Source organism: Halomonas getboli, assembly GCF_023094245.1.
GTDB classification, from domain to species: domain Bacteria; phylum Pseudomonadota; class Gammaproteobacteria; order Pseudomonadales; family Halomonadaceae; genus Halomonas; species Halomonas getboli.
Window position 1 is genome coordinate 303,014 of the sequence record NZ_JALMEW010000003.1, and the last position, 21,004, is coordinate 324,017.

Here is a 21,004-nt window from a genome sequence, read left to right on the forward strand (position 1 = left end):
TCACTCCTCCTCGCCGCGCAGCAGCTCGGCGACGTACTGCAGCGTCAGCAGGGTGGCGCCGAGCGCCACCGGCACCAGCGCGGGCCACAGCGGCGGGTTCCACACCGTGCCGGTGGTCCACTGGCCTTGCCAGGCCTCGGCGACGTAGATCCAGCTGCCGTAGGACAGCGCGGCACAGAAGGCCAGGCCGACCAGCGAGCCGGTCAGCAGCATCAGCCTGCGGCCGAGGCCGCCGACCAGATCGGGCAGCAGGGTGATGGCGACGTGGCCGCCGGTCATCAGCACGTAGCCGCTGCCCAGCAGCATGGCGCCGGTGACCGAGAAGATGGTGAATTCGGTCTGCCAGCTGGTGCTCATGCCCAGCACGTAGCGCACGAAGACCATGTGGCAGATGGCGCCGACGCCGGCCAGGAACAGCGCGCAGGCGACGTAGGCGGCGGCGCGGGAGAGGCCGTCCATCAGCTTGATGTAGCCGCTGACGAGCGGCAGGCGTCGGGTCAGGGGTGAAGTGTTGGCCATGGCCATGTCGTCCTCCCGGAGTCAGAGACACCGGCCCGTGGGCCGGTGTCGAAGGGGGCGGAAGCCGGTTATTCGACGGCCAGGGCGGCGTCGATCAGGGCCTGTCCGTTGGGGACGTTCTCGGCGAAGTTCTGGTAGGAGGTCTGCTTGGCGATCTCCAGCCAGGCGTCGTAGTCCTCCTGACTCATGGTCACCACCTCGACGCCGTTCTCCTCGTAGACGTCGATCATCTTCTGATCGAGGCCGGCGGCCTCCTCGGCGAAGAAGTCCTCGGCGGCCTGGCCGGCGGCGGTCAGCGCCTGCTGCTGCTCCTCGCTGAGGCCCTGCCAGCTGCGCTCGGAGATCAGGATCGGCTCGTACATGAACCACAGGGCGTGCTCGCCCGGCGCGGTCATGCACTTCACCTGCTCGTAGATGCGGTAGGAGACGAAGGACATCGAGGAGGTGTTGGCGGCGTCCAGCACCCCGGTCTGCAGGGCGGTGTAGATCTCGGACGACGGCATGGAGGAGATCGAGGCGCCGGCGCCGGCCAGCATCTGCTCGAAGGCCGGGCCGGCGGCGCGGAAGGTCTGGCCCTCGACGCTCTCCGGCGAGGTGATGCAGTTCTGGGTGGAGGCGAAGCCGCCGGCCAGCCAGGCGTCGGCCAGCACCCGCGCGCCGCCCTCGTGGATGACGTCCTTGATCATGTCCATGAACTTGGAGTCGTTGAGGCGGCGCGCGTGCTCGTGGTTGCGCACCACGCCGGGCATCAGGGTGGCGGAGAACTCCGGGTGGCGGCCGCTGGCGTAGTCGAGCGGCAGGGCGGTGATGTCCAGGCGCCCGCGGGACAGGGCGGGCCACTGCTCGCGCGCCTTGAACAGCGACTGGCCGGGATAGACCTCGATCTCCAGGCCCACGTCGGCCTCGGCGACCTTGTCGGCCATCAGTTGCACCATCTCGTCGCGTACGTCGCCCTGGCCGCCGGGGAACTGGTGGGAGGCGCGCAGCACGGTGTCGGCCGAGGCGGCGGTGCCGGCGAGAGAGGCGGCGAGGGCCGTGCCCACGACGATGGGGAGCATTGAGCGTTTCATGGCGTCTCCAATATTGGCGTTGTTGTTATGGGCCGTTGTTGAGAGCGGCTGTGTTTCGAGCCGCTGTTTTTGAAGCGGTCGTACGACGCTTTCTTATGTGAAGTGTCTATCAGCGGTGCTGATATATATTTCAATAGGCTAAGTGAAATACTACTGTCAAACCGGACGGCTTAGACAAAGGTGTCAGCTGCGATGCAGCAAAAGCGCCGAAAGGCGGTCATGGCGGGCGATCGAGACGAGAAGAAGAAAATCGGGGAAGTCCGCCGCGAGGCCGGTCCGGGGGCCTCGCGTCGGCGAAGCGCGCCGGGCGCTCGGCTCAGCCGAGAGCGAAGGGAATCTCGCCGGCCTCGTGCGCCAGCAGCCACTGCTTGCGGCCGATGCCGCCGGCGTAGCCGGTGAGGCGTCCGTCGCTGCCGATCACCCGGTGGCAGGGCACCACGATGGCCAGCGGATTCTTGCCGTTGGCCGCCCCCACCGCGCGCTGCCCGCCCTTGCAGCCGAGCTGCTCGGCGATCTCGGCGTAGCAGCGGGTCTCGCCGAAGGGAATGGTGGCGAGCGCCTGCCAGACGCGACGCTGGAAGTCGGTGCCCTCCGGCGCCAGCGGCAGGTCGAAGGCCTGGCGGGTGCCATCGAAGTATTCGGCCAGCTGGGCGCGGGCCCGCTCGGTGTGGGCGTTGGGCCGGGCCGGTGCGTCCTCCTCCATGACGAAGGCGATCTCGGTCAGCCCCGCATCGGAGGCGCCGAGGCGGATCAGGCCGAGGGCCTCGGTCTCCGGCGGGCGGAAGTAGTCCAGGGCATCGTCAGTCATTGGCTCGCTCCTTGGTTCTCAGAGGGCTTGCGACCACAGCTGGAGGGTCAGGTAGCTGCGCCAGGGCGCCCCTCGGGCCGGGTCTTCGCCTTCCAGGCGGGGCAGGGCGCGGCGCACGCCGGCGTCGCCGTCCAGCCAGATGTCGGGGGCGCCGGTGCCGCGCAGCGCCGCGTAGTTCGCCGTCCAGGGCCCGATGCCTTTCAGCGCCGTCCAGGCCTGCGGGTCGTCGTCGGCCTCGCCGTCAGCGTACCAGCTCGCGAAGCGCCTGAGGGTCGCCTTGCGGGCGCCGGGCATGCGCAATTCGTCGAGCTCGCTGCCGGCGATGGCCGCGGGCGTGGGGAAGTGATGGCCGTGCCCTGCCGGCTCGCCGAGGGCCTCCACCAGCCGCGTGACCAGGCTGCGGGCGGCATCGGTGGAGACCTGCTGGCCGAGGATGGCGCGCACACCGGCCTCGAACGGCGACCAGAGGCCGGGCAGCCTGAGCCCCTCGACGAGCGCGAGGCCGGGGAAGGCGTCGGCCAGGTGGGCCTCGACGGTGGCGGTGTCGGCGTCCAGGTCCAGCACCCGGCGGATGCGCCGCACCGCCGGCGACAGGGCGCGCAGGTCATCGAGCATGAGGCGGACCCGGAAGGCGTGGTGCTCTGGTACGTGTTCGGCGGTGAACGAGCCGCTCGCGCTGCCCCAGCGGATATGCCGGCCGTAATGGGCCTCGCCGACCCACTCCAGGCCGGGAATGGCGCGGCCGGCGTGGAAATCGCGCAGCGCCGGCCAGGCGAAGGGCGGGCGATAGGCCAGCCACAGCGTCAGCGGCTCGCCGGCCGGGGACGCGTCGCGGCGGCGGCGCAGCTCGCGCGGCGCCAGGCCGATGCGGGTCACGAAAGCATCGTTGAAGCGTCGCAGGCTGCGAAAGCCGCTAGCGTAGGCGATGTCGGTGATCGGCAGCGTGGTCTGATGCAGCAGCTGCTTGGCGAACAGGCACTGGCGGTACTGGGCATAGGCCTTGGGCGAGACGCCGAGCCCGTCGTGGAACAGCCGGCGCAGGTGGCGCTCGCCGACGCCGAGCCGCTGGCACAGGTCGCCCAGCGAGCCGTCGCGCAGGGCGCCGTCGTCGATCAGCCTCAGCGCCCGCTCGAGCGTGGTGCGGGTGCCGCACCAGGCGGGGGAATCCGGCGCGCTGTCGGGCCGGCAGCGCAGGCAAGGCCGGAAGCCGGCCTCGGCGGCGGCCAGGGGCGTGTCGAAGTAGTGCACCCGGGTGTCTTTCGACGGGATGGCCGGGCAGATCGGCCGGCAGTAGATGCCGGTGCTGGTCACGCCGACCACGAAGCGGCCGTCGAAGCGGGCATCCCGGGCCAGGCGGGCCTGGCGGCACTGGGCAGGGTCCAGCATGACGGCGCTCCTCGATCTCGTTGACTGATCGCAGTGTAACGCGACGGCGTAGAGAGACTCGCCGGAAACGGACGCGGAGACCATCAGCTTAGCTTCAGCGGCCCGCCGCACTTGAGCGTGTCCATGGCCACCTGGGTGGCGACGTTCTGCACGCCGTCGAGCGGGCTCACCGCCTCGGCGAGGAAGGCCGAGAGCGCGCCCAGGCTCTCCACCACCACCTTGAGAAAGACGTCGTGATCGCCGGTGACGGTATGGCATTCGACGACCTCGTCGCGGGCCAGCAGCGCCCCCACGGCATCGGCCGGGCGGCGCATGCGCGACTTGTCCATGGAAATGGAGATGAAGGCCGTCACCGCCAGGCCCAGCGCCTGAGGGTCGAGCCGCAGCGCGTAGCCCTGGACGATGCCGTCGCGCTCCAGCCGCGCCAGGCGTCGCGAGCACTGGCTGGGCGAGAGGCTGACCGCCTCGGAGAGGGCGCCGAGGGTCAGGCGGGCGTCGCGCTGAAGGGCCTGCAGCAGGGCCAGGTCAAAGCGATCGAATGATGTCATTTCTCTTGTAATGGCTATTGGATGCAAGATTCTTGCGTTTAAGGTGGCCTGAGGCGCCCGAGAACGCAAACGGGCGTCGTTCGTCCTCGCCTAGAATGATCGCAGGCCTTTCCCCTGATCCTGCGGAGACCCGATATGAGCGTCAGCCTGGACCGCGTTCGCGAGCTCGATCGTCATGATCCCCTGGCGGGCTTCAAGCCCCTGTTTGCTCTGCCCGAGGGGGTGATCTACCTCGACGGCAACTCCCTCGGTGCCCAGCCGAGGGCCGCCCGCGAGGCCGTTGCCGCGACCCTGGACCAGTGGCGCGACGAGCTGATCGGCGGCTGGAACCAGGGCTGGTTCGACGCCCCGGAGCGTCTCGGCAACCGGCTGGCGCCGGTGATCGGCGCCCGCGACGGCGAGGTCGTCGTCACCGACAACATCACCCTCAACCTGTTCAAGCTGCTGGGCTATATCCTCGAGCGGCGCGGCGATGGCAACCGTGGCGCGGTGCTCAGCGAAGGCGGCAACTTCCCCACCGACGGCTACATCGCCCAGGGCTTCTGCCGGCTCGGGGGCCATGAGCATCGCGTGCTGCCCGAGGGCGCCGAGCTCGCCGACCACCTGGACGACGTGGCCGTGGTAGTGCTCAGCCAGGTCAACTACCGCACCGGGCGGCTGCGTGACATGGCCGCCACGACTCGCCTTGTGCACGAGGCCGGCGCCGAGGTGATCTGGGACCTGGCCCACTCGGCCGGCGCGCTGCCGGTGGACCTCGCCGGCAGCGGCGCCCGCTACGCGGTGGGCTGCACCTACAAGTACCTCAACGGCGGTCCCGGCGCGCCGGGCTTCCTCTACGTGCACCGCGACCATCAGGACGGCGGCTGGCAGCCGCTCTCGGGCTGGCACGGCCATGCCGCGCCCTTCGCCTTCGACGCCGACTATGCCCCGGCCGGCGACATCACCCGCTTTCGCACCGGCACCCACTCCGCGCTGGCCTACAGCGCCCTGGAGGCCTCGCTCGAGATGTGGGGCGATGTCGACATGGCGGCGCTGCGGGAGAAGAGCCTGGCGCTGGGCACGCTGTTCCGTGACTGCCTGGCCGATCTGTTCGAGGCGCACGGCATCGCGGACATCACCCCGTCGGCGGGCGAGCGCGGCAGCCAGGTGTCGCTGGTCGACGCCGACAACGGCTACGCCATCGTCCAGGCGCTGATCGCGCGCGGGGTGATCGGCGACTACCGCGAGCCGGGCCTGATGCGCTTCGGCTTCACGTCGCTCTACCTGAGCTTCGAGGACGTCTGGCAGGCCGCGCGGCACTTCCGCGAGGTGGTCGAGGGCGGCGAGTACCGCGAGCCGCGCTTCCACGTGCGTGGGGCGGTGACCTGATGGCCGATAGTGACGCTCAAGCGGCGCGGGATCATGCCTATTCGCCGAGCCGCTTCGCCCGTGACGTCGAGGCCACCCTGGCGCGCCAGGCGGACGCCGGCCGCACGCTGTCGGCCCGTCATCGGCCGCTCGAACTGGTCGACGGCGACGATGCCGACGCGCGGCTGGACCTGTTCCTTCCCGAGGGCGTAAGCGGACGCATGTCCGGGAGAGAGTCTCCCTGGCCGCTGATGGCCTTCATCCACGGCGGCTACTGGCAGGAGCTCGATCACACCGCCACCGACTTCCTCGCCGAGCGCTATCTGGCCCGGGGCATGGCCTTCGCCTCGCTGGGCTACGGGCTGGCGCCCGGGACCTCGATCGAGACCATGATCGCCCAGTGCGCCCGCGGCCTCGCCATGGCGCGTGAGGCGCTGGTGGCTCGCGGCGGCACCGGGCGGGTGACGCTCGGCGGCCACAGCGCCGGCGCCCAGCTGGCCTGTCGGGTGGCCGCCGATGGCGAGTGTCGGGTCGACGAGCTGCTTCTGGTCAGCGGCGTCTATGACCTTACGCCGCTGGTGGACACCTACGTCAACGCGCCGCTGGGCCTCGACCGGGCGCAGTTCCGGGGGCTGAGCCCGCGCTTCGGCGATCTCGCCGCGCTGCCGCCGAGCCGGGTGGTGATCGCCGAGCGCGACCCGCCCGCGTTTCGCTCCCAGGGGCGCGACTTCGCGGCCGCGCTCGAGGCCGCCGGTGGCGTGGTGGAACTCGTCGATCTGGGCGGTTGCGATCACTTCGACGTGCTCGATCAGCTGTAACCCTTGTCGGCGATGCTGGGGCTTGCTTGACTGAACGCTGCGCCCGCGGGCGTTCGCCCATGTCGGAGAAGGAAGCCCCATGACGCCACCGCTGACCCGCCACAATCGCCCTCGCCAGGTGCTCGATGCCATCGCCGCCGCCAACGCTTCGCTTGACGACGACGACCGCGAGGCCAAGTACGCCAAGCTCGCGGAATCGCCGTATCGCTTCTTCCGCGGCACCAACCACCTGTACTGGAGCGACGTCTGGCACGACTGGCGCTTCGCCCTCTACGGCGGCCTGCCCGAGACCCAGACCTGGCTGCAGGGCGACGCCCACGTCTACAACTTCGGCGCCTACGGCCACCATGACGATGCCGTGCGCTACGGCATGGACGACTTCGACGACGCCATGGTCGGCGACTACCAGTACGACCTGTGGCGGCTGGCGATCAGCCTGGTGCTGGACGCGCGGGAGAACGCCGGGCTCTCGCGCAAGGGCATCGACAAGTCGCTCGAGACGCTCATCGAGGCCTATCTGGACGAGCTCGACGACCACGCCGAGGGCGAGGTGCCGGGGGCGGTGACCCTGGAGACCGCCAAGGGGCCGCTGGCTCCCTTCCTGGAGAAGGTGGCGCGCAAGGAGAGCCGGGCGAAGATGCTCGACAAGTGGACCGTGCTCGGCGACGACGGCCGGCGCTTCGCCGTCGACGAGCGCCCGGAGAAGCTGGCTCGCCTGCCGGCCCACCTGGGCAGCCAGCTGCGCAAGGCCATCGAGGAGGAATACCGCGAGACCCTGCGCGGCACCCGCGCCGAGGCCGAGGAGGACCACTTCCGGGTCAAGGACATGGCGCGGCGGCTCGACGCCGGCACCGGCTCGCTGGGGCTCGACCGCTACTACGTGCTGATCGAGGGCGGGCGTGATCATGCCCATGACGACGTGATCCTCGACGTGAAGCAGCAGACCGCGCCCGAGGGCTGGCGGCTGATGAACGCCGCCGAGAAGCGCGACTGGCGCCGCGCCTTCGCCCACGAGGGCGCCCGCCACGCTGCGGCCTTCACCGCCATCGCCGAGCACCCGGACATCTATCTGGGCTGGCTGCATCTGGGCGACACGGTGTTCTCGGTGCGCGAGCCCTCGCCGTTCAAGGGAGGACTTCCCGACCCACAAGATCGACGGCGACAAGCCCTATCGCAAGCTGGCCAAGCAGTGGGGCCGGATCCTGGCCCGCGAGCACCTGCGCGGCGCTCAGGCGCTGAATTCCGACGATCCCGGCGCCTTCGCCCGGGCGGTGACCGGCCGAGTCGAGGGCGGCCAGGCGCACTTCGTGGACATGATCTCGACGCTGGCCTTCGGCTACGCCGACTGCGTGGGCCGGGATCACGCCACCTTCGTCGATTCTCTGTAAACGGGAACCGATGCGTTCGCCGTCGACGGGTCTGCGAGGGGCGCTGTGAACCGCTCCCTGGGCGCTATCGACGCCTTCCCTGGCGTAGGCCCTCTCTTCGACCCGTCCCCGGCGTGTTCCACGTTCAGCGCCATTCTGAATCGCGCCGATACGCCTTGGGTGCAGGCCCCCGGTCGCTGTAGGCTGGGGGCAATTCGCATTCAGGAGGCGCCATGTTTCCCCCCTTCACGCTGCGCTATGCGCGCTTCCCCGACCGGTTGCGGGCGCCCGCCCGGCCGGTGCCCGTCGAGCGCCCCGAGCTGGTGGCCTTCAACCGGCCGCTGGCCGAGTCGCTGGGCTTCGATCTCGACGCCTTCGACCCCGAGCAGGCCGCCGCGCTGTTGTCCGGCAATGCGCTGCCCGAGGGCGCCGAGCCGGTGGCGCTGGCCTACGCCGGCCACCAGTTCGGCAACTTCGTGCCCCAGCTCGGCGACGGCCGGGCGGTGCTGCTCGGCGAGGTGACCGACCGCGCCGGCCGGGTACGTGACCTGCAGCTCAAGGGCAGCGGCCGTACGCCGTTCTCCCGCGGCGGCGACGGCCGCGCGCCGCTGGGTCCGGTGCTGCGCGAGTACCTGGTCAGCGAGGCCATGCATGCTCTGGGCGTGCCGACCACCCGGGCGCTGGCGGCAGTGACCACCGGTGAGAGGGTCTATCGTCGCGTGCCGGAGCCTGGCGCGGTGCTGACCCGCGTCGCCGCCAGCCACCTGCGGGTGGGCACCTTCCAGTACTTCGCCGCCCGTGACGATCAGGAGGCCTTGCGGCTGCTGGCCGACGAGGCGATCGAGCGCCACTACCCGCATCTTGCGGAACGAGATGAGAGCGAACGTTATCTGGCCCTGCTCGAGGCGACGGTGGCGCGCCAGGCCGAGCTGGTGGCCCGCTGGATGGGGCTTGGCTTCATCCACGGGGTGATGAACACCGACAACGCGGCGATCTCCGGCGAGACCATCGACTACGGCCCCTGCGCCTTCATGGACGCCTACGACCCGCGCACCGTGTTCAGCTCCATCGACGAGCGCGGCCGCTACGCCTTCGTCAACCAGCCGCCGATCGCCCAGTGGAACCTGGCGCGCTTCGCCGAGACGCTGCTGGCGCTGATCGACGAGGATCGCGAGCGGGCCATCGAGCGCGCCACCGAGGTGCTGAAGGCCTTCGAGGAGCGCTTCGAGGCCAGCCGGCTGCGGGTGATGCGCGCCAAGCTGGGCCTGGCGACGGCGGAGGAGGGCGACGCCGCCCTGATCGAGGACTGGCTCGCGGCGATGCAGGCTGCCCGCGCCGACTTCACCCTGAGCTTCCGCCGCCTGGCCGATGCCCTGGACGGCCCCGAGGGCGAGGCGCGCCTGGCCGAGCCGTTCGGCGACCGCGAGGCGCTCGACGCCTGGCTGTCACGCTGGCGCGAGCGGCTGTCCCGCGAGGAGGCCGATGCCGCCGAGCTGGCGCGGCGCCTGCGCGGCGTGAATCCGGCGGTGATTCCGCGCAATCATCGCGTGGCCGAGGCCATCGCGGCGGCCGAGAACGACGATTTCGGCCCCTTCGAGGCGCTGCTGGCGGCGATCACCCGGCCCTTCGAGGCGCCGACCGGCGAGGTCGACTACACCCGCCCGCCGCGGGACGACGAGAAGGTGCTGCGGACCTTCTGCGGTACCTGATGCGAGCGCATCGTCACTGCGTCAAGCGACGGCCGGCCCTCCGGGCCGGCCGTCGTGCGTTCGGGAGAAACTCTGGAGAGAGCCTCACTCGGGCTGGGAGACCATGATGGGCTCGCCGGCGGGGCCGATCTGGAACACCGTGAATTTCGCGCCCTCGGCGCTGACGGTGCGCCCGACCATCGGCTGGTCGGGCATTTCGTAGAAGACCTCGCCGGCCGAGACGGTGCGCGGCTCCTGACCTTCGACTGCGACCTCGAGGCTGCCCTCGGTCACGTAGACGAACAGGTGGCCCGGGTGGATATGGCGGTCGGTGACCCAGTCGGCGCCGACCTCGAAATTCACCACGTTGACCTCCATGCCCTCCATGCCCTCGAGCTCCGTCGTCAGCAGGGTCGTGGCATCGCCGGCCGCCAGCAGCGGCATGCCCAGCAGGGTCACGCCGAGCGCCTTGGCGACACCGGTACCGATCACGTGCGTGTTCATGTTGTCCTCCCGCCGTCGGGATGACGGCAGGGTGCGGTGGAAGAGCGGAAGATGATTCCGGGACGACGGCCGTCCGTCGTCCACCTTTGGCATAGCCCCGGGAGTTAGGGCGGTCAAGATGCGGAGCGAGCGGCCCTGGAGTCTGGAGATTAAAGCCAGTAGAGGCAGGCCGACAGCGTCACCACCGAGCCCAGCGTCGAGAGCAGCACGGTGCGCGAGACGACCGCCGCCTCGCGGCCGTAGAACTCCGCCAGCATGTAGGGCCCGGTGCCGGTGGGCAGCGCGCTCATCAGCAGCGCCGACTTGGCCCACAGCGGCGGCAGCGAGAAGACGTGGAAGGCCAGCACCCAGGTGATCAGCGGGTGCACCAGCAGCTTGATGCCGACCAGCCCCCAGGCGCCGTCAGCGGAGCCGCTCTGCTTCTGGGCCAGGAACAGGCCCAGCGAGACCAGCGCGCAGGGCGTGGTGGCGTCGCCCAGCAGGCGCAGGAAGTCGTCGAACGGCGTGGCCAGCGGCGCGCCGCCGATCGCCCACAGCGCGCCCAGCAGCGGCGACACCACCAGCGGGTTCCTGCCCAGCGCCTTGAGCACCTTGCCCACCGCCCGGGCGTAGGACTGCTCGGCCTGCAGGCCGATCTCGATGCATACCACGGCGATGGCGAACAGCACGCAGACCACGATCAGGGTGGCGATCAGCGCCGGCGCCAGCCCGGCCTCGCCCAGCACCAGCAGGCTCAGCGGAATGCCCACGTAGCCGGTGTTGGCGTAGGCGGCGCCGAGGCCGTCGATGCTGGCGTCGACCAGATGACGCCGGCCGCGCAGGCGATAGCCCACGGTGAGGGCGAACAGCAGCAGCGTCGGCAGGGTCACGGCGGCGATGAAGCCGGTATGCCAGATCTCCTCCCAGCGGGCGGTGGCGGTGGTGCGGAACAGCAGCGCCGGCAGGCACAGCCAGACCACGAAGCGGTTGAGCTCGGCGGCGGCGGTCTCGCCCAGCCGGCCGGTGCGGCGGCACAGATAGCCCGCCAGGATCAGGCCGAAGATGGGCAGGACGACACCGAGAACGGATGACATGGCGGGGCGGCTCCTGGGCGATGGCAGAACGAAGACGCCAGCCTAGGCGGATCTGGCGATACCGTCTAATGCCGTTTAATCTCGTGTTTCATGCATTAAAAGTATCAATCGGGGCGGCCATGGATCTGCGACAGCTGCGCTACTTCGTGACGCTGGCCGAGACGCTGCACTTCGGCCGCGCCGCCGAGCGCCTGCACATCACCCAGCCGCCGCTGAGCCGCCAGATCGCGGCGCTGGAGGAGGCGCTCGGCACGCCGCTGTTCACCCGTCATTCGCGCTCGGTGGCGCTGACGCCGGCCGGCGAGCACTTCCTCGAGCATGCCCGGCGGCTGCTGTCGGACCTGGAGCTGGCGGTGCACACCACCCGCACGGCGGCGGAGGTTTCCCGCCGCGAGCTGCGCATCGGCTTCACCATGTACGCGGCCTGGAACCTGCTGCCGGGGCTGGTGCGTGCCCATGGCGATGCCTGGCCCGACGACGTCCTGACCCTGGACGAGACGCTGCCGCGGGACCTGCAGCAGGCGCTGATGAGCGGCGCGGCCGACGTCGGCATCAGCTTCCCGCTGCTGGTGGGCAGCTCGCTGCATTACCGGCCGCTGTATCGCGAGCCGCTGTGCGCGGTGCTGCCCGAGGATCATCCACGGGCCGATGACGCGCGGGTCGCCGTGGCGGCGCTGGCCGACGAGGCCTTCGTGACCTTCCCGGCCACCACCGCGCCGGCGCTGCACGAGGCGGTCATGGCCTGCTGCCGAGCGGCCCGCTTCGCGCCGCGCATCCGCCTCGAGGCGCACCTGCAGCAGACCATCGTCAACCTGGTGGCGGAGGGGCTCGGCGTGGCGCTGGTGCCGGACTCGATGCGTCGCATGCGCCTGCCGGGGGCGGTCTTCCGGCCGCTGGACGCCTCGCCCACGATCGAGCAGGGGCTCTACTGGCATCCGCGCAACGCCAATCCGGCGCTGGCGGCGTTTCTGGAAGGCGCCGAGCGGTTCACCGATACGACCGCTCCCCCGTAGCGGGCGGCGTGTCGTGGACTGAGGCGAAAACGAAGCGCGCCGGCCACGAGGGCCGGCGCGATGTCGTCAGGGGCCGCCGCGGGCGCGGCGGCCGGAGGTGGGATCAGGCCAGATCGAGGTCGAAGCGATCGGCGTTCATCACCTTGGTCCAGGCGGCCACGAAGTCCTTCACGAACTTGGCCTCGTTGTCGTCCTGGGCGTAGACCTCGGCGTAGGAGCGCAGCACGGAGTTGGATCCGAACACCAGGTCGATGCGGGTGGCGGTCCACTTCACCTGGTCGGTATTGCGGTCGCGGATCTCGTAGAGCCCCTTTCCGGCAGGCTTCCAGCTGTTGGCCATGTCGGTCAGGTTGACGAAGAAGTCGTTGGTCAGCTGACCCTCGCGGTCGGTGAACACGCCGTGCCGGGTGCCGCCGTGATTGGTGCCCAGCACCCGCATGCCGCCCATCAGCACGGTCATCTCGGGGGCGGTGAGGCCCATCAGCTGGGCGCGGTCGAGCAGCAGTTCCTCGGGCTTGACCACGTAGTCCTTCTTCAGCCAGTTGCGGAACCCATCGGCGACAGGCTCCAGCGGCTCGAAGGAGTCAGCGTCGGTCATCTCGGGGCTGGCGTCACCGCGGCCCGGCGAGAAGGGCACCCGCACGTCGTGGCCGGCGGCGCGGGCCGCCTGCTCGATGCCGACGCTGCCGCCGAGCACGATGAGGTCGGCCAGGCTGGCGCCGACCTCATCGGCGATGCCTTGGTAGACCTTCAGCACCTTGGCCAGGCGCTCGGGCTCATTGCCCGGCCAGTCCTTCTGCGGCGCCAGGCGGATGTGGGCGCCGTTGGCGCCGCCGCGCATGTCGGAGCCGCGATAGGTGCGGGCGCTGTCCCAGGCGGTGGCGACCATCTCGGCGATGGACAGCCCGCTTTCGGCGATCTTCTGCTTGGCAGCCTCGACCGAGTAGTGAGTGTTGCCGGCCGGCACCGGATCCTGCCAGATCAGGTCCTCGTCCGGCACTTCCGGTCCGATGTAGCGGGTCTTCGGCCCCATGTCGCGGTGGGTCAGCTTGAACCAGGCGCGGGCGAAGGCGTCCTCGAACTGCGCGGGATTCTTGCGGAAGCGCTCGAGGATCTCGCGGTAGGCGGGGTCCATCTTCATCGCCATGTCGGCGTCCGTCATCATCGGGTTATGACGAATGGACGGGTCGGTGGTGTCGACCGGCTTGTCTTCCTCCTTGATGTCGACGGGTTCCCACTGCTTGGCGCCGGCGGGGCTCGTCCTGACTTCCCACTCGTGATCGAGCAGCATGTCGAAGTAGCCCATGTCGAATTTTGTCGGGTGGGTGGTCCAGGCGCCCTCGAGGCCGGAGGTCACCGCGTTGGCGGCCTTGCCCTGCATGTTGGGGTTCTTCCACCCCATACCCTGTTCCTCGACGTCGGCCGCCTCCGGCTCCGGCCCCAGGGCCTCGGCGTCGCCGTTGCCGTGGGTCTTGCCGACGGTGTGGCCGCCGATGGTCAGCGCCGCGGTCTCCTCGTCGTCCATGGCCATGCGCTTGAACGTCTCGCGCACCTGTTCAGCGGTCTTCAGCGGGTCGGGATTGCCGTTGACGCCCTCCGGGTTCACGTAGATCAGGCCCATCTGCACCGCGGCCAGCGGGTTCTCCATGGTCTCGGGCTGGTCGACGTTCTCGTAGCGCTCGTCGGAGGGGGCCAGCCACTCCTTCTCGGCGCCCCAGTAGACGTCCTTCTCGGGATGCCAGATGTCCTCGCGGCCGAAGGAGAAGCCGTAGGTCTTCAGGCCCATGGTTTCGTAGGCGGCGTTGCCGGCGAGAATGATCAGATCGGCCCAGCTGATCTTGTTGCCGTATTTCTTCTTGATCGGCCACAGCAGCCGCCGCGCCTTGTCGAGGCTGACGTTGTCGGGCCAGGAGTTGAGCGGGGCGAAGCGTTGGTTGCCGGTGCCGCCGCCGCCGCGGCCGTCGGCGATGCGGTAGGAGCCGGCGGCGTGCCAGGCCATGCGGATCATCAGGCCGCCGTAATGCCCCCAGTCGGCCGGCCACCAGGCCTGGCTGTCGGTCATCAGCGCGTGCATGTCCTTCTTCAGCGCCTCGAAGTCTAGCTTGCGGACCTCCTGGCGATAGTCGAAGTCTTCGCCCATGGGGTCGGTCTTGCGATCGTGCTGGTGAAGGATGTCGAGGTTCAGCGCCTCGGGCCACCAGTTGGTGTTGGAATGGCCGGCGGCAGTGTTGCCGCCGTGCATGACCGGGCACTTGCCTGCACTGCCTTGTTGCGTTGCGTCACCCATCTTTCTCTCCTTCATCGCGTGAACGTAGGCTGCTGCTCCAGAAATCGATGGAGGCGGCATCGTGTCGCTGCCAAGCCGACTTCAGGGAAATCGGCGGATATCCGCAGGTGTCCAGCCTCTCGAATACAGCTTAGTGGCGGGGGGCGTGAGTGCCATTTTTCTTTCCCGAACAGCTTGATAGCAAACCTTTATCGCCCGGGAACGACGCTCGTCGTTCGTCGCATGAAGGGCTCGTCCATTGGTCGCCCCCGGCTTGCCTGGCGATTCGCGCTCTCCCTAAACTCGATGCTTCGGTTACCGCAATGCCGTGTTCGGCGCCATGTTGGCATAAAGTCGCGAACGGGGCCGATGTTCGGATAACAATCACAAACTGCAGGAGCCGGGGCGGGCCGTCGCTTGCCTCGACTTCGCCAAGGAGCCGCCAGATGTCCGTCAGAGAGATTCCGCTGTATATCGATGGCCAGGCCGTCACTTCACAGAGCCAGGAATGGCGTGACGTGGTCAATCCCGCCACCCAGGAGGTGGTCGCTCGGGTGCCGTTCTGCACCCTCGAGGAGGTCGATCGTGCCGTGGCCAGCGCCAAGGCCGCCTTTTTCGAGTGGCGCCGAGTGCCGCTGGCCAAGCGCCAGCGCATCATGCTCAAGCTGCAGGCACTGATCCGCGAGCACACCGAGGAGCTGGCCGCGCTGATCACCGAGGAGCACGGCAAGACCCTGCCCGATGCCGCCGGCGAGGTAGGCCGCGGCCTGGAAGTGGTGGAGCACGCCTGCTCGATCACCTCGCTGCAGCTCGGCGAGCTGGCCGAGAACGCCGCCACCGAGGTCGACGTCTACACCCTCAATCAGCCGCTGGGCGTCGGCGCCGGGATCACCGCCTTCAACTTCCCGATCATGCTGCCGTGCTTCATGTTCCCGCTGGCCATCGCCACCGGGAACACCTTCGTGCTCAAGCCCTCCGAGCAGGACCCGAGCTCGACCATGCGGCTGGTCGAGCTGGCCCACGAGGCCGGCGTGCCGGACGGCGTGCTCAACGTGGTCCACGGCGGCCCGGACGTGGCCAACCGGCTCTGCGATCACCCGGACATCAAGGCGATGTCGTTCATCGGCTCGACCCACGTCGGCACCCAGCTCTATCGTCGCGCCTCCGAGGCCGGCAAGCGCGCCCAGGCGATGATGGGCGCCAAGAATCACTGCGTGGTGATGCCCGATGCCAATCGCAGCCAGGCCATCAACAACCTGCTGGGCTCGGCCTTCGGCGCCGCCGGCCAGCGCTGCATGGCCAACTCGGTGGTGGTGCTGGTGGGCCAGGCCCGCGAGTGGCTGGATGATATCGTCGACGGCGCCCGCAACATGAAGGTCGGCCCCGGCACCCAGCGCGACGCCGACCTCGGCCCGCTGGTGTCGCCGGCCGCCAAGGCGCGGGTGGAAGACCTGATCGCCACCGGCGAGAAGGAAGGCGCCAGGCTGCTGGTCGACGGCCGTGGCTGCGCGGTCGAGGGTTATCCGGACGGCAACTTCGTCGGCCCGACCCTGTTCGCCGACGTGACCGCCGAGATGACCATCTACCGCGAGGAGATCTTCGGCCCGGTGCTGTGCGTGGTGAGCGTCGAGACGCTCGACGAGGCGATCGACTTCATCAACGCCAACCCCAATGGCAACGGCACCTCGATCTTCACCAACTCCGGCTGGGTGGCGCGGCGCTTCGAGACCGAGATCGACGTCGGCCAGGTGGGCATCAACGTGCCGATTCCGGTGCCGGTGGCCTACTTCAGCTTCACCGGCTCGCGGGCCTCCAAGCTCGGCGACCTGGGGCCCAACGGCAAGCAGGCGATCGCCTTCTGGACCCAGACCAAGACCGTCACCGCGCGCTGGTTCGAGCCCGAGAACGTCTCCAGCGGTATCAACAGCACCATCTCGCTGAGCTGATCCTACCCCGCTCGGTGTCCATCGACGGCCCCGCCTCGAGAGAGGCGGGGCCGTCGTCGTTGCGATCCCTGATCGCCGTGCCCCGAAGGGCGGCGAGCGGTGAAGCGACATGCGGAAACGCTGCTATGTTGGAAGTGGCTGGTTTCGTCTCCAACCGCCTAGGACGTTCAGACAGGCCTCATGGAGCGCGCCGCCCCCTCTTCGTCTGGGCCATGCCGCGGGCATGCGCCACAAGAGGGTAACGCCCCGGGGGAAGGCGTCGATGATCCCCTGACCCCGATCAAGGAGCCCTCGATGCGCTCGACGATGCTGTCCTCGACCTTGCTTGCCACCCTGCTGTCGCTGGCGGCGCTCCCCGCGGCCGCCCAGGTCACCACCGATGCCGGCACCATCGATCCGGAACGTACCGCACGTTTCTTCGATCAGCCGGGATATTCGCCCTATGCGGGGCGTCAGTATCCGATGCGACCACTGTGGGGCGAGCAGCACCTGCATACCTCCTGGTCGGGCGACGCCTTTGCCGGCGGCACCCGCGTCGGCCCCGATGAAGCGCTGCAGTACGCCAAGGGGGGCGAGATCACCTCGAGCACCGGCCAGCCGGTGCGCCTGTCGCGCCCCTACGACTGGATGGTGGTGGCGGACCATTCGGATGCGCTGGGTGTGATCGCCAGCGTTTACGAGGGCGATCCTGCCTTGATGGCCGACCCCACCCTCAAGGGCTGGCATGAAGGGATGCGTGAGGGTGGCTCCGCGGCGACCGAAGTGATGATGGATATCATTGCCCAGCAGGCCCAGGGGACCCTGCCCGAGCAGCTGACCGACAATGAGACCCAGTTTGACATGTGGCGCGAGATGACCCGGATCGTGGAGAGCCACGACCAGCCCGGTACCTTCTCGGCCATGATCGGCTATGAATGGTCGTCGAACTACGGCGGCGGCAACAACCTGCACCGTAACGTCATCTACCGCGACGGCAAGGCCCTCGCCGACCGGGTGAGGCCGCTGACCACCTTCGATACCGAGATTCCGAATGAGCTCTGGGACTGGATGGCGATGTACGAGGAGGAGACCGGCGGCCGGCTGCTGGCGATTCCGCACAATGGCAATCTGTCTAACGGCCTGATGTTCGCCACCGAGACGCCGGACGGCGAACCCATCGATGCCGAATGGGCGATGGAGCGGCAGCGCTGGGAGCCGCTCTACGAGATCACCCAGAGCAAGGGTACGTCCGAGCAGCATCCTTCGCTCGCTCCCTCGGACGAGTTCGCCGATTTCGAGATCTGGGACAAGGGCAATCTCAACGTGGTGCCCAAGGAGCCCGGCATGATCGAGTACGAGTACGCCCGCGAGGCACTCAAGCGCGGCCTCGCCCTCGAGGACGAACTCGGTACCAACCCCTTCAAGTTCGGCCTCGTCGGCAGCACCGACGATCACACCGGCATTTCCTCCGCCGAGGAGAACAACTTCTTCGGCAAGTTTCCGGCCAGCGAGCCCGGTCCGGAGCGCTCGACCGGCAACGCCTTCGACTTCGATGGCCGCACCGTCAAGGACTGGCAGCTTGGTGCGGCTGGGCTGACCGCCGTGTGGGCACAGGAGAATACGCGCGCCGCGATCTGGGATGCGATGAAGCGCAAGGAGGTCTACGGCACCACGGGATCGCGCATTGGCGTGCGCTTCTTCGGCGGCTGGGATTTCGTGGCCGAGGACGCCCAGGGGCGTAACCCGGCGGTGGTCGGCTATGGCAAGGGCGTGCCCATGGGCGGCGACCTGACGCCGGCGCCGGAGGGAAGCGAGGCGCCCAACTTCCTCGTCGCGGCGATCAAGGATCCGCTCTCGGGCAACCTCGACCGCATTCAGATCGTCAAGGGCTGGCTCGACGCCGAGGGCGAGATGCAGGAGCGGATCTACGACGTGGCCTGGTCCGGCGATCGCGAGCCGGGCGAGGACGGCAAGGTCCCGATGGTGGGCAGCACGGTGGATGTCGAGAATGCCACCTGGACCAACACCATCGGCGCCTCCGAGCTGATCACCGTGTGGCAGGATCCCGACTTCGATCCATCGCTAAAGGCCTTCTACTACGCCCGGGTGATCGAGATTCCGACGCCGCGCTGGACGGCCTATGACGCGGCCTATTTCGAGGACGCCGACTTCGCGCCGGAGGTGCCGATGACCGTCACCGAGCGCGCTTATACCTCACCGATCTGGTACACGCCGTAAGACATGGCAGAGGAGCGAAACATGAGACTGAACAACGCAATCACGTCAGGGATCGTGGGAGGTTGTGCCCTGCTGCTGGCCGGCTGCGGTGCCCAGATGGCATCGGAGGAGCAGGCGATGCAGCAGCCGGACAACTCCCTGATGCGGGTCATCAGCGGTGAGGTGTGGTATCGGGAGCGCATGGCACTGCCGCCGGGTGCCAGGGTCGTCGTGACGCTCGAGGAGCAGTCGCGTGCGGATGCCCCCGCCACCGTGCTCACCGACTACACCCATAACGTCGATGGCAGTCAACCGCCGTATCCGTTCCGGCTGGCCTATAACCCCGAGGCCATCGACGAGCGCATGACCTACGGGCTGCGGGCGAGGATCACGATGGACGGCGAGCTGCTGTTCACCAGTACGGAGCATGTCGATCCGTTCGCCGGCGAGGCCGGTGAACCCGTGAGCATCATGGTCTCGCGCCAGTGACTGATCCACTGGGCCGATAACTGAGTCGATAAAGGACATCGCCATGCACCCTCCCAGGCATTTCCCCAAGTGCACCCTGGCATTCGCTATGACCCTGGCCCTGCCCGCGGCGGCGCAGGAGCTGCAAGTCGACATGCCCGATCGAGAGATCGAGTATTCGCCTTACCTGCGGGAAGACTTTCCGAACCAGGTGTTCTTCGGAGACACGCACCTGCATACGTCCTACTCGGCTGATGCGGGTCTCGTCGGGGCGACCACCACGCCCAGCGACGCCTATCGCTTTGCCAAGGGCGAGGAGGTGATCTCATCGAACGGGGTGCCGGCACGGCTGCGGCGTCCGCTGGATTTCCTGGTCGTTACGGATCATGCGGAAAATCTGGGCCTGCCGGCGGCGCTGTCGGATGAGGATCCGATTCTCACCGAAACCGACTGGGGAGCGCGGATAGCCGAGATCGCTGCCCCCGGCACCGAGGAGTCCCAGATTGCCGCCTACGAGTTCTGGATGCAGGCGACCTTTGCGGGGGACGATCCACTGGCCGGTACGCCCTTCGGCCAGACGATGTGGGAGCGAGTGACCGAGGCCGCCGAGCAGCATAACCAGCCTGGCACCTTCACCAGCTTCATCGGTTTCGAATGGACGTCGCAGCCGAACGGCTCGAACATGCACCGCAATGTGATCTATCGGGATGGAAAGGATCGGGCCGATCAGATAGTACCTATCAGCTCCTATGACACCGACGATCCGGAGGTTCTCTGGCAGTGGATGGCCGACTATGAGGAGCAGACCGGCGGCCGGATGCTCGCGATCCCGCACGGCGGCAACCTCTCGAATGGGTTGATGTTCGATGACATCACCCTGAGTGGCGAGCCGCTCAGCGGCGACTACGCGGAGCGTCGGATGCGCTACGAGCCGCTCTACGAGATCACGCAGATCAAAGGGGACGGCGAGGCTCACCCGATGCTGTCGGCGGAGGACGAGTTCGCCGATTATGGCACCTGGGACAAGGGCAGTTTCGGACCGGAGCCCAAGACGCCCGAGATGCTGCCCAAGGAGTATGCCCGCAACGCCTTGATGCGGGGGCTTGCCTATGATGCCGAGCTTGGCGTCAACCCCTTCAAGTTTGGTGTCGTGGGATCGACCGATGCGCATACGGGGCTGTCGACGGCTGAAGAGGACAACTTCTTTGGCAAGGTTGCGCTCGTCGAGCCGACGGGGGATCCGATCCGCTACGAGGAGGCCATCACTGGCCGCGCTACCCCCGATGATCCCTCCGATGATCTGACCCATGCCGATGCCATTGCCGCCGGTCTTGCCGCCGTCTGGGCCCGCGAGAACACCCGCGAGGCGCTCTGGGACGCGATGGCGCGTAAGGAGGTGTTCGCCACGACTGGAACGCGGATGCGCGTGCGCGTGTTCGGCGGCTGGGCTTTCGACGAGGCCGACATGGGTCGCTCCGATTTCGCCGCCTACGGCTATCAGAACGGGGTGCCGATGGGCGGCGATCTGGCACCAAGGCCCGAGGAAGGGACGCCGCGGCTGATGATCCGCGCCCTGCGCGATCCCGACGGTGCGAATCTTGACCGCGTGCAGGTCGTGAAGGGTTGGACGACGCCCGACGGTAAGACCGAAGAGCGCGTCTATGACGTCGCCTGGTCGGGAGATCGAGCGCCGGATACTGACGGCAAGCTGCCGGCGGTGGGCAATACCGTGGACGCCGAAACGGCGACCTACACCAATGCTATCGGTGCCCCGGCCCTGGGAGCCTATTGGCAGGATCCGGACTTCGATCCCGAACAGCGGGCGTTTTATTACATACGAGTGCTGGAGATTCCGACCCCGCGTTGGACGACCTATGACGCGGTCTTCTTCGGGATCGAACGGCCGGAGGGCGTTCCCGTGAGCCAGCAAGAGCGAGCCTACACTTCACCCATCTGGTACACGCCAGACGCATAGCCAAGCAGGGTA

General features: G+C 68.4%; 17 protein-coding genes. 9 read left to right on the top strand and 8 right to left on the bottom strand.

The window, feature by feature from the left end; translation table 11 throughout:
- From MYL53_RS08905 to MYL53_RS08925, 5 genes are all read right to left on the bottom strand, one after another.
- The gene (locus MYL53_RS08905) at positions 1-525 is read right to left on the bottom strand and encodes a TRAP transporter small permease subunit (RefSeq protein WP_247853341.1); all 525 of its coding nucleotides are present in this window, start codon (positions 523-525) and stop codon (positions 1-3) included.
- Between the two features lie 62 nt (positions 526-587).
- The gene (locus tag MYL53_RS08910) at positions 588-1,589 is read right to left on the bottom strand and encodes a TRAP transporter substrate-binding protein (protein WP_247853342.1); all 1,002 of its coding nucleotides are present in this window, start codon (positions 1,587-1,589) and stop codon (positions 588-590) included.
- Positions 1,590-1,905: 316 nt separating this feature from the next.
- Positions 1,906-2,397: a methylated-DNA--[protein]-cysteine S-methyltransferase gene (locus MYL53_RS08915; protein ID WP_247853343.1), complete on the bottom strand. Its 492-nt coding sequence runs from the start codon at positions 2,395-2,397 to the stop codon at positions 1,906-1,908.
- Between the two features lie 18 nt (positions 2,398-2,415).
- A complete protein-coding gene (locus MYL53_RS08920; RefSeq protein WP_247853345.1) occupies positions 2,416-3,783 on the bottom strand; it encodes a DNA-3-methyladenine glycosylase 2 family protein in 1,368 nt (455 codons plus the stop codon).
- 83 nt (positions 3,784-3,866) lie between these two features.
- Positions 3,867-4,331 (bottom strand): Lrp/AsnC family transcriptional regulator, encoded by a 465-nt coding sequence (locus MYL53_RS08925; RefSeq protein ID WP_247853347.1) that lies wholly within the window; start codon positions 4,329-4,331, stop codon positions 3,867-3,869.
- 135 nt (positions 4,332-4,466) lie between these two features.
- Between MYL53_RS08925 and kynU the strand changes: the two genes are divergently transcribed.
- The 4 genes from kynU (at position 4,467) to MYL53_RS08945 (ending at position 9,572) form a co-directional block, all read left to right on the top strand.
- The gene (gene kynU / locus MYL53_RS08930) at positions 4,467-5,699 is read left to right on the top strand and encodes a kynureninase (protein ID WP_247853348.1); all 1,233 of its coding nucleotides are present in this window, start codon (positions 4,467-4,469) and stop codon (positions 5,697-5,699) included.
- Entirely contained in the window at positions 5,699-6,496 is a 798-nt protein-coding gene (locus MYL53_RS08935; protein WP_247853350.1) for an alpha/beta hydrolase, read from the top strand. Before kynU ends, MYL53_RS08935 begins: the two co-directional genes overlap by 1 nt.
- Positions 6,497-6,575: 79 nt before the next feature.
- A complete protein-coding gene (locus tag MYL53_RS08940; protein ID WP_425591744.1) occupies positions 6,576-8,066 on the top strand; it encodes a DUF2252 family protein in 1,491 nt (496 codons plus the stop codon).
- Between the two features lie 30 nt (positions 8,067-8,096).
- Positions 8,097-9,572: a protein adenylyltransferase SelO gene (locus MYL53_RS08945; protein ID WP_247853352.1), complete on the top strand. Its 1,476-nt coding sequence runs from the start codon at positions 8,097-8,099 to the stop codon at positions 9,570-9,572.
- A gap of 84 nt (positions 9,573-9,656) precedes the next feature.
- On the opposite strand, the gene MYL53_RS08950 is transcribed toward MYL53_RS08945, so the two are convergent.
- Together MYL53_RS08950 and MYL53_RS08955 are read right to left on the bottom strand one after the other, a co-directional pair.
- Entirely contained in the window at positions 9,657-10,055 is a 399-nt protein-coding gene (locus tag MYL53_RS08950) for a cupin domain-containing protein (RefSeq protein WP_247853354.1), read from the bottom strand.
- Positions 10,056-10,204: 149 nt separating this feature from the next.
- On the bottom strand, positions 10,205-11,128 hold the full coding sequence (locus tag MYL53_RS08955; RefSeq protein ID WP_247853356.1) for an AEC family transporter: 924 nt from the start codon (positions 11,126-11,128) through the stop codon (positions 10,205-10,207).
- A gap of 119 nt (positions 11,129-11,247) precedes the next feature.
- Here MYL53_RS08955 and MYL53_RS08960 point away from each other — a divergent pair, with 119 nt between their 5' ends.
- The gene (locus MYL53_RS08960; protein ID WP_247853357.1) at positions 11,248-12,141 is read left to right on the top strand and encodes a LysR substrate-binding domain-containing protein; all 894 of its coding nucleotides are present in this window, start codon (positions 11,248-11,250) and stop codon (positions 12,139-12,141) included.
- Positions 12,142-12,244: 103 nt separating this feature from the next.
- Here the strand turns inward: MYL53_RS08960 and katG are convergent, their stop codons facing one another.
- Positions 12,245-14,428: a catalase/peroxidase HPI gene (katG, locus tag MYL53_RS08965; protein ID WP_247853358.1), complete on the bottom strand. Its 2,184-nt coding sequence runs from the start codon at positions 14,426-14,428 to the stop codon at positions 12,245-12,247.
- A gap of 425 nt (positions 14,429-14,853) precedes the next feature.
- On the opposite strand from katG, the gene MYL53_RS08970 reads away from it, so the two are divergent.
- From MYL53_RS08970 to MYL53_RS08985, 4 genes are all read left to right on the top strand, one after another.
- Positions 14,854-16,353: a CoA-acylating methylmalonate-semialdehyde dehydrogenase gene (locus tag MYL53_RS08970; RefSeq protein ID WP_247853360.1), complete on the top strand. Its 1,500-nt coding sequence runs from the start codon at positions 14,854-14,856 to the stop codon at positions 16,351-16,353.
- Between the two features lie 294 nt (positions 16,354-16,647).
- Entirely contained in the window at positions 16,648-18,570 is a 1,923-nt protein-coding gene (locus MYL53_RS08975) for a DUF3604 domain-containing protein (protein ID WP_247853361.1), read from the top strand.
- 21 nt (positions 18,571-18,591) lie between these two features.
- A complete protein-coding gene (locus tag MYL53_RS08980; RefSeq protein ID WP_247853362.1) occupies positions 18,592-19,038 on the top strand; it encodes a YbaY family lipoprotein in 447 nt (148 codons plus the stop codon).
- Between the two features lie 88 nt (positions 19,039-19,126).
- Complete coding sequence (locus MYL53_RS08985; RefSeq protein ID WP_247853364.1) at positions 19,127-20,992, top strand: DUF3604 domain-containing protein; 1,866 nt, start codon at positions 19,127-19,129, stop codon at positions 20,990-20,992.
- The last annotated feature ends 12 nt before the right edge of the window (positions 20,993-21,004 follow it).

Excerpts from the sequence above, each read along its gene's own strand:
- MYL53_RS08955 (WP_247853356.1), bottom strand. The coding sequence starts at position 11,128 with ATGTCATCCGTTCTCGGTGTCGTCCTGCCCATCTTCGGCCTGATCCTG.
- MYL53_RS08910 (WP_247853342.1), bottom strand. The coding sequence starts at position 1,589 with ATGAAACGCTCAATGCTCCCCATCGTCGTGGGCACGGCCCTCGCCGCC.
- MYL53_RS08985 (WP_247853364.1), top strand. The coding sequence starts at position 19,127 with ATGACCCTGGCCCTGCCCGCGGCGGCGCAGGAGCTGCAAGTCGACATG.
- MYL53_RS08925 (WP_247853347.1), bottom strand. The coding sequence starts at position 4,331 with ATGACATCATTCGATCGCTTTGACCTGGCCCTGCTGCAGGCCCTTCAG.
- kynU (WP_247853348.1), top strand. The coding sequence starts at position 4,467 with ATGAGCGTCAGCCTGGACCGCGTTCGCGAGCTCGATCGTCATGATCCC.
- MYL53_RS08950 (WP_247853354.1), bottom strand. The coding sequence starts at position 10,055 with ATGAACACGCACGTGATCGGTACCGGTGTCGCCAAGGCGCTCGGCGTG.
- MYL53_RS08935 (WP_247853350.1), top strand. The coding sequence starts at position 5,699 with ATGGCCGATAGTGACGCTCAAGCGGCGCGGGATCATGCCTATTCGCCG.
- MYL53_RS08945 (WP_247853352.1), top strand. The coding sequence starts at position 8,097 with ATGTTTCCCCCCTTCACGCTGCGCTATGCGCGCTTCCCCGACCGGTTG.
- MYL53_RS08970 (WP_247853360.1), top strand. The coding sequence starts at position 14,854 with ATGTCCGTCAGAGAGATTCCGCTGTATATCGATGGCCAGGCCGTCACT.
- MYL53_RS08940 (WP_425591744.1), top strand. The coding sequence starts at position 6,576 with ATGACGCCACCGCTGACCCGCCACAATCGCCCTCGCCAGGTGCTCGAT.
- MYL53_RS08915 (WP_247853343.1), bottom strand. The coding sequence starts at position 2,397 with ATGACTGACGATGCCCTGGACTACTTCCGCCCGCCGGAGACCGAGGCC.
- MYL53_RS08960 (WP_247853357.1), top strand. The coding sequence starts at position 11,248 with ATGGATCTGCGACAGCTGCGCTACTTCGTGACGCTGGCCGAGACGCTG.
- katG (WP_247853358.1), bottom strand. The coding sequence starts at position 14,428 with ATGGGTGACGCAACGCAACAAGGCAGTGCAGGCAAGTGCCCGGTCATG.
- MYL53_RS08975 (WP_247853361.1), top strand. The coding sequence starts at position 16,648 with ATGCGCTCGACGATGCTGTCCTCGACCTTGCTTGCCACCCTGCTGTCG.
- MYL53_RS08920 (WP_247853345.1), bottom strand. The coding sequence starts at position 3,783 with ATGCTGGACCCTGCCCAGTGCCGCCAGGCCCGCCTGGCCCGGGATGCC.
- MYL53_RS08980 (WP_247853362.1), top strand. The coding sequence starts at position 18,592 with ATGAGACTGAACAACGCAATCACGTCAGGGATCGTGGGAGGTTGTGCC.
- MYL53_RS08905 (WP_247853341.1), bottom strand. The coding sequence starts at position 525 with ATGGCCATGGCCAACACTTCACCCCTGACCCGACGCCTGCCGCTCGTC.